This window comes from Halomonas sp. 3F2F (assembly GCF_014897805.1).
GTDB lineage: Bacteria > Pseudomonadota > Gammaproteobacteria > Pseudomonadales > Halomonadaceae > Vreelandella.
Genome location: NZ_JABUZE010000076.1, coordinates 75,615 through 90,011, shown reverse-complemented (window position 1 = coordinate 90,011; position 14,397 = coordinate 75,615). Strand labels below are relative to the sequence as shown.

Sequence of the window (14,397 nt, the reverse complement as noted above, 5' to 3'; positions counted from 1 at the left end):
ACATCATACGGTTGGTTTCTGGGGTGCCTCATGCGTCGTACTATCTTACTGGGTCTGGCGGCTACGTGCGTCGCGTTTAGCTCCCCCGCCATCAGCAAAGAGCAATTGGTGTTGGCAATCGGCGGAGAGCCCGAGCAGGGATTCAACCCACTGCTTGGCTGGGGCCAGTACGGTAGTCCGCTTTTTCAATCGACGTTGCTAACCCGCGGACGTGACCTTACACCAGAAGCCGGCTTAGCAACGGCATGGACACTGTCAGAAGATCGACTCACCTGGATACTCACTCTGCGCGATGACGCTCGCTTTAGTGACGGCACACCGTTGACTGCCAAGGATGTTGCCTACACCTTTAATGCCGCAAAACAAGCCGGTGGCCGGGCCGATTTAAGCGCACTGAACAACGCCAGCGCCATCGATAACACTACCGTGGAACTGTCTTTAAACGCGCCGCGGATTACCTTTATCGATCAGTTAATGACGCTTGGTATCGTTCCTGACGCTAACAGAGAAAATGGTTATCGCGAAGGCTACGGTAGACAACCGCTGGGCTCAGGCCCTTATCGGCTAGTCGAATGGCAAGAGGGCGAGCAACTAATTGTAGAGCGGAACCCCTATTTCCATGGCCCCACACCGGCCTTTGAACGACTGGTGTTTGTATTTACTGGCGAAGAGTCCACGTTAAGCGCGGCCCATGCTGGGCAGCTCGACCTTGCCGCTGTGCCACCAGCACTCGCCACCAACCTACCAAGCGATATGCAGCGCATCGTCATGGAAAGCGTCGATAATCGAGGTATTTTGTTTCCTATGCAGCCTGCCACGGGCGAGCAGGCCGCGTCTGGTGCGCCTATCGGTAACGATGTTACTGCCGATAGTGCGATACGCCGGGCGGTTAATCTTGCCCTTGATCGAAACACTCTCGTTGACGTCGCTCTTAATGGTTTTGGACGCCCCGCATTTGGCCCTGCCGATGGGCTACCCTGGAGCCTGGATGACGAAGCCTTTACAGCGCCCAACCGTGACCGTGCCAATGCGCTACTCGATGCAGCAGGCTGGGAGCGCCATGCCGACGGGCTACGCTATAAAAACGGCCAGCCCGCCCGTTTTCGCTTGACCTACCCTGCCAGCGACACCACTCGCCAACTGCTCGCCCAGGTAAGCGCCGAGATGGTACGCCCACTGGGCATTGAGATGCAGCCGACAGGCCGCCACTGGGACGAAATACAGCGTGAAGCACTGCACCAAGACGCCATCGTCTTCGGCTTTGGCAGCCACAGCCCACAAGAGGTGTACTACCTGTTTCATAGCCAGCACGCGGGGTTTGGCTTCTATAACAGTGGCTATTACTCAAACGCGACGGTGGATAGCCACCTAGAAGCCGCTCAAGCGGCCGCAGGGGCAGAAGAAGCTAACCGCCACTGGCAAGCCGCCCAGTGGGATGGCAATACGGGCTATGGCTTTAGGGGCGATACTAGCTGGGCATGGATGGTTAACCTAGCCCATGTATATGCAGCCAACACCTGCCTTGACCTTGGGGAATTAGGCATTGCGCCTCACGGCCACGGCTGGCCGATTACCGCCAACCTGCTTGAATGGCGCTGGACGTGCGATTGATTAAGACACTGGCAAGCCGCTTAGTACGGCTAGCATTGGTATTGCTGTGCGTCGCTATAGTGACGTTTGGGTTAGTCATGCTCTCGCCTATTGACCCTGTGGATGCCTATCTTGGCCCTCAAATGGCACAGGTAAGCCCCGAACAGCGCGCCCTAATCGCTGAAAGGTGGGGCTTTGATGCCTCGCCTGCCGTTCAATTTGGTCATTGGCTAAGCCAATTGCTAAGTGGCGAGTTAGGCTGGAGTCATATCTACAATCAACCGGTTAGCGAAGTTATCAATCAGCGTTTCCAACGCTCTTTTATCTTGCTGGGTAGCGCTTGGCTAATGTCGTTGCTTGTTGGCTTTGCGCTGGGCGTCATCGCCGGTGCGAAAGAAGGCTCACCACTCGACCGGCTGATTAGTGGCTACGCCTATGTCACCGCCTCAACGCCTGCTTTTTGGCTTGGCATGTTGGCTGTACTACTGTTCTCCGTTTATCTCGGCTGGACCCCGACCTGCTGCGCCGGGCCGGTGGGCGTACTCAACCAAGACGTTAGCATGCTGACTCGATTGCACCACTTAGTACTCCCAATGATGACACTGGCCCTGCTAGGCATCGCCACCATCACCCTTCACACCCGCGCACGCATGATAGCGCTGATGAACTCCGACATCGCCCTTCACGCTTTTGCCCAAGGAGCCAGCCGATCAGATATCGCCTGGCGTCATGGCCTACGTCATGCCAGTCTCCCGGCACTAACGCTCGCTTTTGCTTCGCTGGGAGAGTTGTTTGGCGGCTCAATATTAATCGAGCAGGTATTTGCCTACCCCGGCCTTGGACAAGCCACTGTTGAAGCAGGACTACGTAGTGATGTTCCGCTACTGCTTGGGATAGCGCTGTTTACCGCGCTGTTTGTCAGTGTCGGCAATCTGATCGCAGATAGCCTGTATCCACTTATCGACCCACGCATGGCACAGGAACAGCCATGAGGATGATCCAACCACGCTTAGCCGCCGCTGGCTATATTGGCCTTCTACTCATAGTATTGGTTTTGCTGATAAGTAGCCCATGGTGGGCAGGTCATAGCGCGGCACAAATGCAGTTTGATGCGCGCCTTATGCCACCGAGCACCAGCCATTGGCTAGGCACCGACGCTTTGGGACGCGAGCTATGGTCGCGAACACTGGCTGGGTTAAGGCTCAGCTTTTGGGTAGGACTAAGCGCTGCGCTACTCGGCACACTCATTGCGTTAACACTAGCGACGCTAGCCACACTTTCAACCACGCTAGATGCGCTAGTTAGCCTGCTGATTGACACACTGCTAAGCGTACCGCATCTGATATTGCTACTACTGTTAGCCTTTGCTTTAGGTGGTGGTACACAGGCAGTGATTATTGCCGTGGCGCTTACCCACTGGCCAAGTTTAGCCAGGATACTGCGGGCGGAGCTCTTTTCCCTACGCCATGCCCCCTATGTCGCTATTTCCCAGGCACTAGGAAAAAGCCGCCGTTTTATTTTAGTACACCACTTACTCCCCCATTTAATTCCCCAGTGCATTGTTGGCGCGCTGTTGTTGTTTCCTCACGCCATTCTGCATGAAGCCGCTCTGACTTTCCTAGGCGTAGGTTTAGACCCAACCCAACCCGCTATCGGGGTATTACTCGCCGATGCTATGCGCTACTTAACCGGGGGCTTTTGGTGGTTAGGGGTATTCCCAGGCCTAGGGTTACTGCTGATGGTGCTATCGATTGATCGTTTAGCGGTGCAATTGCGTCGCGCTCTATAACGGGAGGGAGCTAGCATGCTGTATATAGAGAACCTGACGCTGCAATTGCCCTACTACAAGCACTGGTGGCGACGAGAGTGGACCACCTGCGTTGATAACCTGTCGTTAAGCATACACCCCGGTGAAGTACATGCCGTCATTGGTGCATCCGGCGCAGGCAAAAGCCTGCTAGCCTACACGATTATGGGATTACTGCCGGAAGCGGCAAAAACCAGTGGTCAGCTATTTTTTAAAGATACGCCATTGACCGCTGAGCGCCAGCGCCAGCTAAGAGGCCGCCAGCTGGCCCTCATTCCGCAATCGCTCAATGCCCTAGACCCACTCGCTAGTAGTCAACGCCAAGTCAGTTGGGCGGCTCGCCGGGCAGGGCAAAGCAAAACCGTTGCTTGGCGCAGCGCAGAGCGCACACTAAATCATTATCAGCTCAATCATCACGCCCAGCGGGCATACCCCCACCAGCTTTCAGGCGGCATGGCGCGGCGTGTTTTAGCCGCCATGGCCCAAATAGGTAACGCTAGCCTGATTATTGCCGACGAACCAAGCGTAGGTTTAGACCCTCAACAGCGCGATCGTGTATTGGCCGCTCTAAAGGCGCTCGCGCTTGAGGGGAAGGCCATCATGCTAATTACCCACGATTTGCGCCATGCGTTACCCATAGCCGACCATGTAACGATATTGCGCCAGGGAAAGTGCATTGAAGCCACCCCTGCCATTGCCTTTCAAGGCAATGGGGAACAGCTTAAAAGCACCTATGCCTGCGCGCTATGGAATGCTCTGCCCGACAACACCTTTAGTACTCAGGTGCGTGCTAACGAAAGTGCCACTCATGCTGATGCCATCGACCTGTCTAAGGAGCCAACCATTGCTTGATGCGCAAAAAATCACCTTTGGCTTCCGTTCTCAAGCACCTCTATTAACGCAACTTTCGCTATCACTTGAGCGGGGAGAATGGCTAGGGCTAAGCGGTGACTCAGGGGCAGGCAAATCTACGCTGGGAAAACTCTTGGCTGGCTTACTGCGGCCACAACAGGGTGAGATTTATGCCGACGATAAGCCATTACTCTCTCGTGGACTGCGGCCGGTACAGTGGCTGCCGCAATCACCGGAGCTTGCCGTCAACCCACGTTGGCGAGTAAAGAAAGTACTCTGCGAGGCATGGTGCCCTTACGAATCATTAATACAGGACTTTGGCATCCAACCTGATTGGCTATCGCGTTATCCAAGTACCTTATCTGGCGGAGAATTACAGCGGGTATGCGTATTGCGGGCGTTAGCCCCAGGTGTGCGCTATCTGATCGCTGATGAAATCTCAACCATGCTCGATCCCATCACCCAAGTGGAGCTATGGCAGGCAATAAGAAAAGTTGCCGACCGCCACCAACTTGGCGTGTTAGTGATCAGCCATGACGCAGCACTGCTAGCGCGATTGTGTACTCGACGCCTCCATTTAGCCCAAGGTACGCTTAGCGCAGTTCACGACGCTCGAAGCGCCATAAACCAATGCTAATGATTAGCGTGACGCAAAGCAGTAGCCAAGACCCCACCGCTACGCCCTGCCACTGCGCCCAACGCCAAAATGGTTCTAGCCAGAATCCACCAATACTTGCCCCGAGGTAGTAAAACACTAAGTACAGCGCTGAGGCACTGCCCCTAGCACCTTGTGCATAGCGACCCACCCAGCTAGAGGCCAGGGAGTGTGCTAAGAAAAAACCAAACGCGTTAATGGTGAGACCAACAATAATCAGCGGCAGAGAATTGGCCAGCGTTACCGCCGTACCTAGCATCAAAATTAAGATGCCCACGCTCATGCAGCTCGCGGGTGAAAAACGTCCGGCTAATCGGCCTGATACCGTAGAGCCAAGCGTCCCCCCCAGATAGGTCAGGAAAATCAGCCCCAAGCTGCTAGCCGCTAATTGATAAGGCTCACCAGCCAAACGGAATGTGATATAGCTGTACTGATTGATAAAAATGAGAAAGTTAATTCCGCCCAGGCAATAAGCCGCCAACAGCACCGGCGTGCTCAAATGCCCAAGCAGATCACCGGCCGCTTGGCGAAATTTAAAACGCTTGGGTGTAAAGGCTCGACTATTGGGTAGCAGTCGCCAAAAAACCGCGCACCCGATTACCGTCATGATTCCTACCGCTAAAAATGCCGCCGAGGGGCCACCTAAGGTCGCCGCCCCACCGCCTACAATTCGGCCACTAATACCGCCCAGCGAATTGGCGCCGATATACAGACCAACCGCACTGAGCAAAGCGGGCTTTTCAAACTCATCTCCCATCCATGCAATCGCAACGGCTGGCAACCCGCCCAACACAAAACCCTGCAGTAAACGCAGCAATAATAAGCTTTCGAACGTAGGTGCAAACGCCAATGCGAGGGAGAGACCGCCTGCTAAGAGCAACGTGATGCGCATAATAGCCTCACGGCCAATCGCATCAGACAGGGGGCCAAATATGAGTAGCGCGAAAGCAAGGGAAAGCGTGGAGGCGGACATCAAAAAACTAACACCTAAGGTAGATACCCCATAGGTGTCCTTCAGCCCGGGGAGCAGCGGTTGCGGGACATATAAGTTGATAAAAACAAGGAACGACCCTAGGCAAAGAGCCGCAGTCGCGCGCCACCAGGCGCGCGTTCTAGCCTCGATCATATGATGTCCACACTAAGCAAAACTGATAGCAGACATTTACGGCATATAGCGGTTACTAAGCTGGGCTAAATTGGTCGGCTCTAGCGCGCGCCGAGACTGCCAATAGTAGCGCTGCCAGTAGCTGTTATCCAAACGAGAGATCATGACTCCCTTGGAAGAGGACGCGTGTAAAAAACGGCCATCCCCTACATAAATGCCCACATGGTTGTATCGACCTGGGGGGCGGAAGAAGACCAGATCGCCCGCCTGCAGCTCTTGGCGGTCGATCGGGCGTCCCTCATGTACTTGATCATAGGTAGAGCGTGGCAGCTCTAAATTAAATGTGTCACGAAACACATTTCTTACCAGAGCAGAGCAATCAATGCCTTGTTTCGAGGTGCCGCCAATTCGGTACGGCGTCCCCGCCCATCGCTGATGCTGCTCTAAAAGTGCTTGCCGAATGATCGTAGGTGGCGGCGTCTGAAGGCTACGCAGTTGGCCAGTGGCGTTACTGACCGGGGACATTGCGAGGTTTTCACCTTCTGCCAATCCCGGCAGCGCCATTGAGAAATAATTCTCGGGTGGCTCCATGCCCTGGCGTGAGGCGGAGCCCGCACAACCAGTTAAAACAGCGACAACAGCACAAACACTTACAACACGGACAGCGGTCACAGCGGGGTGTGGTGACGCAACCATGCGATTAACCTCGTAACAATAAAAATATTTAATGGGAATGAGGTATGAAAAAACTCATTTTTTTCAAACCCTGGACTATAAGCTAATTACCCTGTGCTTGGCGAGCTTCAATGCAAAATTCGCTGATCGCCCGGTAACGTATCGATATGTAGCGGCGCAAAGTGGCGCGGTTTATTACCAGGAAAATCAAGGCTCGCCCAGGGACCAGCCAGTATAGGGGCGCCACACAACCATGCGACTAACGCCTGCCGAAACCCAGCCAGAAAGCTTTCTCGCTCAGGTGTTTCGCCCATAAAAAACGAAAAACCGGCGTACATTCCCGCGGAGTACTCTTGCCAGCCAGAATAGTGATTAGCCGCCAGCTTATAAGCACGATCCAACACGTCGGCAAACGCTTGCCGGTCTAACCAACCAAGCTGGCGCGCCGCAATGGCGAGGTCGACTAATTGAGCAATGTCCCAGGCAGCCATATCTACATCGTTACAACCATCTTCATTACTTTGCACCCGACGCAGGCGGAGCAGATGATGGCGCTCCTCCTCGGCACAATCACCCGACTCTAAAATAGCGATTTCGGCATCTAAGCGATCAGGATTAAGTGTGTAGGGCGCATAGTTAATCTGGTACTCCTGACGATCCCCAGATTCGAGCATGAAGGTCAAGAATTCCTGCATGTCATCAGCACTGGTCAGATGATAATGGCTTTCCACCCATTCACGGATATCAGCGCACTCTCTAGGGCTTTCCACTTGAGGCTCACTCCACACAGCGCTATTAAGCGGCCCAACCAGCGACATGGCCGTAAAATGACTTAGCGTTGGCCGTTCACCAGGTTCACACCACGCATCAGGATGCCAATTCAACCAATGGAAAAGACTGCCGGGATCCTCTAAGTGCCAGGCAATTTCATTAATTAATGAATCGTGCTCCGGCTCTGGTAAGCAGCTTTCCCAAGCAAACCATGCTTCAAGCAAACGCTTTGGTGTGGCATAAAAGCGACACAGGCAACTACGCAAAGCGCTGGCATGCGTCATCAGTGGTTCACGCTCAAAGAGGCTGCTGTCCAGCACCATATGTAAGTAGAACGCGAACTTCTCTGCCATATGAATAGTGGCAGCATGACGGCTAACCCCTTTTACTGCATTACGCTGCTTTAGCTCGTCAGGCGTAGGCTGACCAAACGGCGTCTGCGATGGCGGTATAACGCCATGAACGGCGTCTGCGGCAAGCTGATTAAGATGGTGCGCCTGGGCCGGTAGCCAATAGCGCACCAACGCTTGGTGCCCCTCATCAGCATGCAGGTCTAACGAATCCTGAAGGTAGACCGCCGCCTCGGCTCGGCGCTGCTCTGAAATAGGCGCTGATGGATTCAACTGGCGCAGCATTACATCCGGTTCTCGCACGCTGGCCAGGGCCAGTAACCAATGATGGGAAGTATTTCTCCACTGTTTAATGCGTTCACGAGACGCGCTCAGCGTTGGCTCATCCAGCAGCGAGCTTAGTGGACATTTCCACGGACTATGAGGCGCCTGCGTCAGGAGCTTATGCCGTGTACTCGGCGTCATACCACGCCGATCGACCCCTTCAAACAAACTTTGGCCTCGCATATAGGCTTTCAGCACCGCGTACCAATCATGGTAACGACGGCTTATTAAGTCAGCCGCATGCGCTGCGAGATCATCAGCCTCCGCTTGGCTTAACCAGCCACAGCAAGCGCCCGCCCACGCCAATTCAACCAGTCGTAGCCAATCCCAAGCGGCCCACTCCAGTGGCTCACCTTGGCTGACGAATGTAGTCAACACCGGTGCATAAGGGGCATCTGCAACAGCACCCCGCTGCCACTCTTGGCGCTGAGCATGATCCATAGTGAGCAGTTCACGGGCTTCGATATCCCAGCTCTGCCGCTCCCCCTGGGCGCTTAACCACAGCATCACTTCAAGCAACTGATCACGATCATGAACCTGCCAGATACGTGCTAGCCATTCAGGGGCGTCTGGCCAGTCAGCAGAACTTGCTGGGTAACTGAGCACAGAGCGAAACAGCGCACATAGACGCCACGGCTGTGCTGATTGGCTCTCTGGCCATAGCGCCTGGGGTTCAGGTAATCGTGCCAGTGCGGCGTCAAGAACTTGCCAAGTGATGCCTTCGCCTTCACTTTCTAAATCCGCTAGCGCCTGACAAGCGTCAATAAAGCGATCATCCGCGCCGGTTTCCCACCCTTTCACGCCAAGCGCTCGGCGCAGGTCGGAAAGCCAAGCGCGCAGATCGCTGTAATCAGACGTAATACGAAGGGTAATATGATGCGCCCACGTTTGCGCCTGAGATTGTGTCAGCCAGCCTGCCGCGCCTGCTAGCGCTGCCCACTCTAGCGCCCCCAATAGTCGATCAGCTTCACCGGCTGGGGCATCCAGCGCAAAAAAGAGCTGATCAGCCAACTCGCCACGGTGTGCAATACCCAGCTGTAGCAGACGTTGTTCGGCCGCTCCCGCATCCACCGTCAGCGGATGCGGCGTAAAGGCCCAATCACACAGCACAAGCTGTTGAGCCCACCAGGCATTCAGTGCATCGGCCAAAAGACACCTCTAAGAAACAGGAAGCTATTAATGAAAATAAAAAAGAGTGAGCAGCCTACACAATAAGGCCGCTTAAAATAAAAAGAGACGCCGTTGTAACGACATCGTCAAAATGGCATTGCTAAGAGGGCATAGTGTAACGGAAAGTGGCGCGCAGGCCGATAGCGATGAAACGTTAAAACGAGGCAAAAAACGAGCACCTAAAACAGCACTGCCCGGCGCAGGGCCGGGCAGCAAATAATGCACTAGGTTGGCTATGCTAAGCGCTTTTAACTTTACTGATTATCCATAACAACACGACTGCACCGACGGTTGCGGTCACCAACGAACCGATAAAACCGCCCGCTTGCAGACCTAACAGGCTAAATAAAAACCCGCCAAGCACTGCGCCAACAACACCGACACCAATATTGCCCAAAATACCAAAACCACCGCCACGCATGATGTTGCCAGCGATCCAGCCAGCCAAACCACCAATAATCAACCACGCAATAAAGCCCATAGTGCCTCCTTGATGTTCACTTTCGTCAGGGTTTTACCTATAACATCTTAACTGCAACGTTTTATCCGCAGTGTTTTACGTATAACTGTTGCTTGTCCTACCATAGCACACGGCGCTACTGTCCTGCCCATTTGATCCCCTTCCTTACAAGGAAACCCTATGATTCCCGATTCTCTCAAGCAATTACTGTCCGATGTAGACGGCCACCAGCAGGTAACCTGGCAAGGACGCGACATAGCGCTGTTCAAGATGGCTTGGGGAGAAATGGCCATTAGCCTACAGGGCGCACAAGTGCTGCATTTTGAACCCGCTGACGACACCGGCTGGCTTTGGGTTACCCCCACACCGCAGGCGCTTCCAGGTGCGATCCGTGGTGGTATTCCCCTATGCTGGCCCTGGTTTGGCGACGAACGCTATGCCGATGAAAGCCCTGACCGTAACGGCCCTTTTCACGGGCTTGCTCGTCACGCTCAGTGGCGTTTAGACGCGATTGATGACCATGCTGAAGGTATTGAAGTGCATCTCTCTCCTATCGAGCGTCTACATAGTCAGCTAACCGCTCGCGTCGTCATTCAAGCGAATGCCCAACGCTTGAACGTCGAATTGATTAGCGAAAATATTGGCGAAGTACCGGTCAAAATCAGCGGGGCGCTACATACCTATTTGGCGGTTAGTGATGTGCACCAGTGCCGCCTGGAAGGGTTGGCCGGCGCACGTTATTTAGACAAACTGCGCGGCTTTGGCGAAGACCAACAACAGGGTACGCTGGCTATTCGCGGCGCCGTCGACCGTATTTATCACACCAATGAAGCCGTACTGTTGAACGATGGGCAGCGCACGCTGCGTATTGCCAAACAATCCAGCGACTCCACCGTGGTGTGGCACCCAGACAGCGATTTGCCCAGCGATACGCCAGCCGACGCGGCACGTCACTTTTTTTGCGTTGAAGCTGCTAACACCCGCCTCGATCCAGTATGGCTAGTCCCCGGCGCACAACACCTACTAGGTACGACATTAAGCCGCGGTTAATCCTCGGTTCATCAAGGCTTTGTTATCATCAAAGCAATTAATGTTTTTAAGGGAGACATAATGGATCCACAGCAATGGCTGGAGGCTGCCACCTTTGCCTTTAACCTGATCGGCATGGTGGTATGCTTAGTTGGCTTAACACTTGCGCAAAAAATGCAGCGCCGCTGGCCAGGGTATAGCGTCGCTGTGGTTGGGTTTATCATCGCCACCCTACCCATGCTTTCCCAGGTTGTACTAATAAGGAATTGATAGGATGCGCCAGCCGTTAAGTCGCGAACTGAGCAATTTATTAGAGCGAGGCCGTGACCGGCAATTAAGGCTGGCGGTAACGGGGCTGTCTCAGGCAGGGAAAACCGCGTTTCTAACGTCTCTGGTTAACCAACTGCGCCACGCTGGGGTAGAGGCTCAACTAGACTTGTTACCCGCCGCCCGTGAAGGGCGTTTGCTGGGTGCGCAGCGGTTGAACCAGCCTGACCTTGGCGTGCCGCGTTTCCCCTATGATCCTGGCATGGCGGCGCTACGTGCTACGCCGCCGCGCTGGCCCGAACCCACCCGTGGCATCAGTGAACTGCGCTTACAGCTACGCTACCGCCCTGCCCAACAGGGCTGGTTCACCCCAGATATTGCCCACTTAACCCTCGACTTGTTCGACTACCCAGGCGAGTGGCTGCTGGATTTACCCCTGCTACAGCACGATTTTTACAGCTGGTGCCAGGCGCAGTCACTGCATGAAGGGCCACACCGGAAGGTGTTATTCAGCGAATGGCTAGCGGAGGCTGAACAATTAGACCCTGCCGCCGAGGCTGATGAAGCTAAACTGGCAGCGCTCGCAGATGCCTATGCCCAAGGTCTTCGCCGGGCTAAACAGGCAGGCTTTTCCGATCTTCAGCCAGGACGTTTTTTGCTCCCTGGCGAGCTAGATGGCGCGCCAGTACTGCAATTTTTTCCGCTACCTGAATTAAATGCACCAAAAGAAACCCTGGAAGCACTACCTGATACTAGTATTTACGCCACCTTGGCCGCGCGCTTTCGCTACTATCAGCAGCAAGTGGTACGGCCCTTTTATCGTGACCATTTCCGTCGTTTCGACCGTCAGATTGTGCTGGTCGATGTGCTTGGTGCGCTTAATGCCGGGCCGGAACGCTTTGAAGACCTTTCCCATGCGCTGCGCCAACTGATGCAAAGCTTCGATTACGGCAAGCGCAGCCTGTTAACGCGTCTATTTGCGCCGAAAATAGACCGTCTGGCCATTGCTGCAACTAAAGCTGATCACGTGACGCCCGACCAGCACGGCAATGTTGTGCAACTGCTGGAGGCGTTACTCGCTGAGCCGCTTAAAGACCTGCGCTTTGCCGACATTCCGGTGAAGGCACTGTCACTGGCAGCCATACGCGCCACTGAAGCCCGTGAAGTGCTCCACGAAGGCAAACGCACCCCCGCACTAAAAGGCACTACCCTGGAAGGTGAAGACGTACTGGTCTACCCGGGTGACGTGCCAAACCGCCTTCCGAAACCCGACTTTTGGCAGCAGCAAGGCTTCGACTTTCCCAGCTTTCGCCCCATGTCTATTGACAGCGAAGCGCTTTCACACATCCGCATGGACGCCGCTATCGACTGGCTGATTGGAGATAAATTGATATGAGTAATCCTCAGCCGCGCCGGGATTTTCAAACAGAAGAAGCACCCGCCCCCAACCCCGAACAGTTGCGGCAGCGTGAAAGCTTTGCCGCGACTGAATCGCATCAGCCGCTGACTCTCCAGGCAGACATCAAAGCACTTCCGGAAGCGAGCCTGAGCACACCCCGAAAGCGCCGTTGGGGGTTGATGTTTGCCCTGGTCGGCGGTGCTACGTTGGGCAGCGTAGAACTGGCCACCGGCATTCCAGACGCCTTTTCCCAGTCACAGTGGATGACCATGGCTTGGCAGCTGTTTGGCATTAGCTTGATTGGTTTAGGCGGCTTGTCGTTGTTGAAAGAGCTTGGCCGTCTGCGCCGCTTAAAGCGCCATGACCGATTACGCCATGACCTCGCCGAGCTGCCACAGCGCTCTACCAAGCAAGCCCAATCCATGGCAGAGCAGCTCAAGCGCCAGCTAAAACTGAGCGACGATGATCCTCATTGGCAGGCATTTCAACGCGCCTGCCAGCCCCACCATAGCGGTGAAGAGATACAAACACTGCTGCGCTACCACCTACTGGCACCCCGCGACCGCGAAGCCCAACGCCTGATTACCCGTATGTCTGGCGAAACGGCCATTATGGTGGCTATCAGCCCACTTACATTGGTGGATATGGCACTGGTGGCCTGGCGCAGTCTTGCCATGGTCGACAGACTCTGCCGCCTTTACGGACTTGAGCTTGGTTACGCTAGCCGTCTACGACTGTTTCGCAATGTGCTGCATAACATGGCTTTTGCGGGAGCCAGTGAACTGGCCACTGACGCCAGCATGGATATGCTTTCGCTTGATTTGGCAGGCAGGCTTTCCGCCCGTGCGGGCCAAGGCTTGGCCACAGGCCTACTGAGCGCCCGTTTAGGGCTACGCGCCCAGCGTCTATGTCGCCCGGTGGCCTTTACGGATGAAGAGCAACCCAAGTTGGCCGATCTACGCCAAGACCTGTGGAGGCAAATCAAACGGCTCGATAAAGAGCCCGTTGCACAAGATCGTTAAACGGGATGGTTCGAGGCGATCCAATCGAGAAACGTGCGTTTGCCAGCCCCATTGTCATTTGGGTTGGCATCAATGATGCCGTAACCATTAGGCGTCGCCAGACTGAGATGCTTCAGTCCGACCAGCATGCCACGCTCGAGCATGTCTTCGACTAGCCCTCTCCAACCCAGCGCTACGCCTTGCCCTGCAATCGCCGCTTGAATCAACAGCGTATAGTTATTGAAATCCAGTTCGGAAGATTGCCCATAAGGCGCCCCACCCATTTGCTTGAAGTATGTCGGCCAATCCAGCCAGTGCTGCCGTTGATCAGCGGTAAGGGTCAGCAGGGGGACTTCAGCAAGCGATGAGAGCTGTTCCAAAGGGCCGTACTGTTTCAAAAAACCAGCACTACAGACGGGAAAAACCTCTTCCTGAAACAATGGAGAAGCGTTTTTCATCCCCCGTTCATCACAGAACATAATGGCCACATCGACCTCTTGCCCTCTCCAATCAAAGACTTCCTGGCTAGTTAAAATGCGCACGTCGATATTGGGGTGCTGCTGCCGAAATATCGGCAGCCGCGGCATCAGCCAGTAAGCAGCCAACGAAAAATCGGTCAAAATATTGACGTGCGGATTATGCTGGCGATGCTGCAGCCGTTCGATCGTTTCCTCGATGATCGAAAATCCCTCCTGAACACTGGCAAACAGCGCATGACCAGATTCGGTCAGTCGCACGCCACGGTATACCCGGTCAAAAAGCCGCAAGCCAAGCTCTTCTTCCAACGCCCGAACCTGCTGGCTGACCGCCGACTGGGTCGAACGCAGTTCATGAGCTGCTGCAGTAAAGCTCAGATGTCTGGCTGCTGCCTCAAAGACTCTCAATCCATTCTGCGACACCCTTTTACCCGCCGCTGACATTAGCTCACCTAATGGGAAACAT

Annotated in this window: 14 protein-coding genes; 9 read left to right on the top strand and 5 right to left on the bottom strand. The window is 54.6% G+C overall.

The genetic code is table 11. The features are described 5' to 3' along the window. The first annotated feature begins 30 nt into the window (after positions 1 to 30). Genes INT21_RS09155 through INT21_RS09135 form a run of 5 tightly spaced genes read left to right on the top strand, consistent with a single transcriptional unit; the run spans position 31 to position 4,886 of the window. Positions 31 to 1,611 carry an ABC transporter substrate-binding protein gene (locus tag INT21_RS09155; RefSeq protein ID WP_193068102.1) on the top strand — a complete coding sequence of 527 codons (1,581 nt, stop codon included), beginning with the start codon at positions 31 to 33 and terminating at the stop codon, positions 1,609 to 1,611. Continuing rightward, on the top strand, positions 1,602 to 2,582 hold the full coding sequence (locus tag INT21_RS09150; RefSeq protein ID WP_253920191.1) for an ABC transporter permease: 981 nt from the start codon (positions 1,602 to 1,604) through the stop codon (positions 2,580 to 2,582). The genes INT21_RS09155 and INT21_RS09150 overlap by 10 nt, the downstream gene beginning before the upstream one ends. Continuing rightward, positions 2,579 to 3,379 carry an ABC transporter permease gene (locus INT21_RS09145; RefSeq protein ID WP_095602368.1) on the top strand — a complete coding sequence of 267 codons (801 nt, stop codon included), beginning with the start codon at positions 2,579 to 2,581 and terminating at the stop codon, positions 3,377 to 3,379. Before INT21_RS09150 ends, INT21_RS09145 begins: the two co-directional genes overlap by 4 nt. Before the next feature lie 15 nt (positions 3,380 to 3,394). Next, on the top strand, positions 3,395 to 4,249 hold the full coding sequence (locus INT21_RS09140; RefSeq protein ID WP_193068104.1) for an ATP-binding cassette domain-containing protein: 855 nt from the start codon (positions 3,395 to 3,397) through the stop codon (positions 4,247 to 4,249). Next, positions 4,242 to 4,886 (top strand): ABC transporter ATP-binding protein, encoded by a 645-nt coding sequence (locus tag INT21_RS09135; RefSeq protein WP_193068105.1) that lies wholly within the window; start codon positions 4,242 to 4,244, stop codon positions 4,884 to 4,886. Before INT21_RS09140 ends, INT21_RS09135 begins: the two co-directional genes overlap by 8 nt. Here INT21_RS09135 and INT21_RS09130 read toward each other — a convergent pair. From INT21_RS09130 to INT21_RS09115, 4 genes are all read right to left on the bottom strand, one after another. Beyond that, on the bottom strand, positions 4,843 to 6,030 hold the full coding sequence (locus INT21_RS09130; RefSeq protein WP_193061607.1) for an MFS transporter: 1,188 nt from the start codon (positions 6,028 to 6,030) through the stop codon (positions 4,843 to 4,845). The two genes, INT21_RS09135 and INT21_RS09130, sit on opposite strands and share 44 nt — an antisense overlap. Before the next feature lie 36 nt (positions 6,031 to 6,066). Then, the gene (locus INT21_RS09125) at positions 6,067 to 6,705 is read right to left on the bottom strand and encodes a C40 family peptidase (RefSeq protein WP_089038740.1); all 639 of its coding nucleotides are present in this window, start codon (positions 6,703 to 6,705) and stop codon (positions 6,067 to 6,069) included. 107 nt (positions 6,706 to 6,812) lie between these two features. Next, entirely contained in the window at positions 6,813 to 9,278 is a 2,466-nt protein-coding gene (locus INT21_RS09120; protein ID WP_193061606.1) for a DUF1266 domain-containing protein, read from the bottom strand. Positions 9,279 to 9,537: 259 nt separating this feature from the next. Further along, positions 9,538 to 9,780: a GlsB/YeaQ/YmgE family stress response membrane protein gene (locus INT21_RS09115; RefSeq protein ID WP_009722543.1), complete on the bottom strand. Its 243-nt coding sequence runs from the start codon at positions 9,778 to 9,780 to the stop codon at positions 9,538 to 9,540. Between the two features lie 159 nt (positions 9,781 to 9,939). Between INT21_RS09115 and INT21_RS09110 the strand changes: the two genes are divergently transcribed. From INT21_RS09110 to INT21_RS09095, 4 genes are read left to right on the top strand one after another with little or no spacing between them, the layout of a single operon-like run. Further along, positions 9,940 to 10,809, top strand: a complete 870-nt coding sequence (locus INT21_RS09110; protein WP_193061605.1) for a D-hexose-6-phosphate mutarotase — start codon at positions 9,940 to 9,942, stop codon at positions 10,807 to 10,809. 60 nt (positions 10,810 to 10,869) lie between these two features. Then, positions 10,870 to 11,058: a hypothetical protein gene (locus INT21_RS09105; RefSeq protein ID WP_038482470.1), complete on the top strand. Its 189-nt coding sequence runs from the start codon at positions 10,870 to 10,872 to the stop codon at positions 11,056 to 11,058. A gap of 4 nt (positions 11,059 to 11,062) precedes the next feature. Next, on the top strand, positions 11,063 to 12,451 hold the full coding sequence (locus INT21_RS09100; protein ID WP_193061604.1) for a YcjX family protein: 1,389 nt from the start codon (positions 11,063 to 11,065) through the stop codon (positions 12,449 to 12,451). Next, on the top strand, positions 12,448 to 13,476 hold the full coding sequence (locus INT21_RS09095) for a YcjF family protein (protein WP_193061603.1): 1,029 nt from the start codon (positions 12,448 to 12,450) through the stop codon (positions 13,474 to 13,476). The genes INT21_RS09100 and INT21_RS09095 overlap by 4 nt, the downstream gene beginning before the upstream one ends. Here INT21_RS09095 and INT21_RS09090 read toward each other — a convergent pair. Continuing rightward, a complete protein-coding gene (locus tag INT21_RS09090) occupies positions 13,473 to 14,375 on the bottom strand; it encodes a LysR substrate-binding domain-containing protein (RefSeq protein ID WP_193085086.1) in 903 nt (300 codons plus the stop codon). The two genes, INT21_RS09095 and INT21_RS09090, sit on opposite strands and share 4 nt — an antisense overlap. Positions 14,376 to 14,397 lie beyond the last annotated feature (22 nt).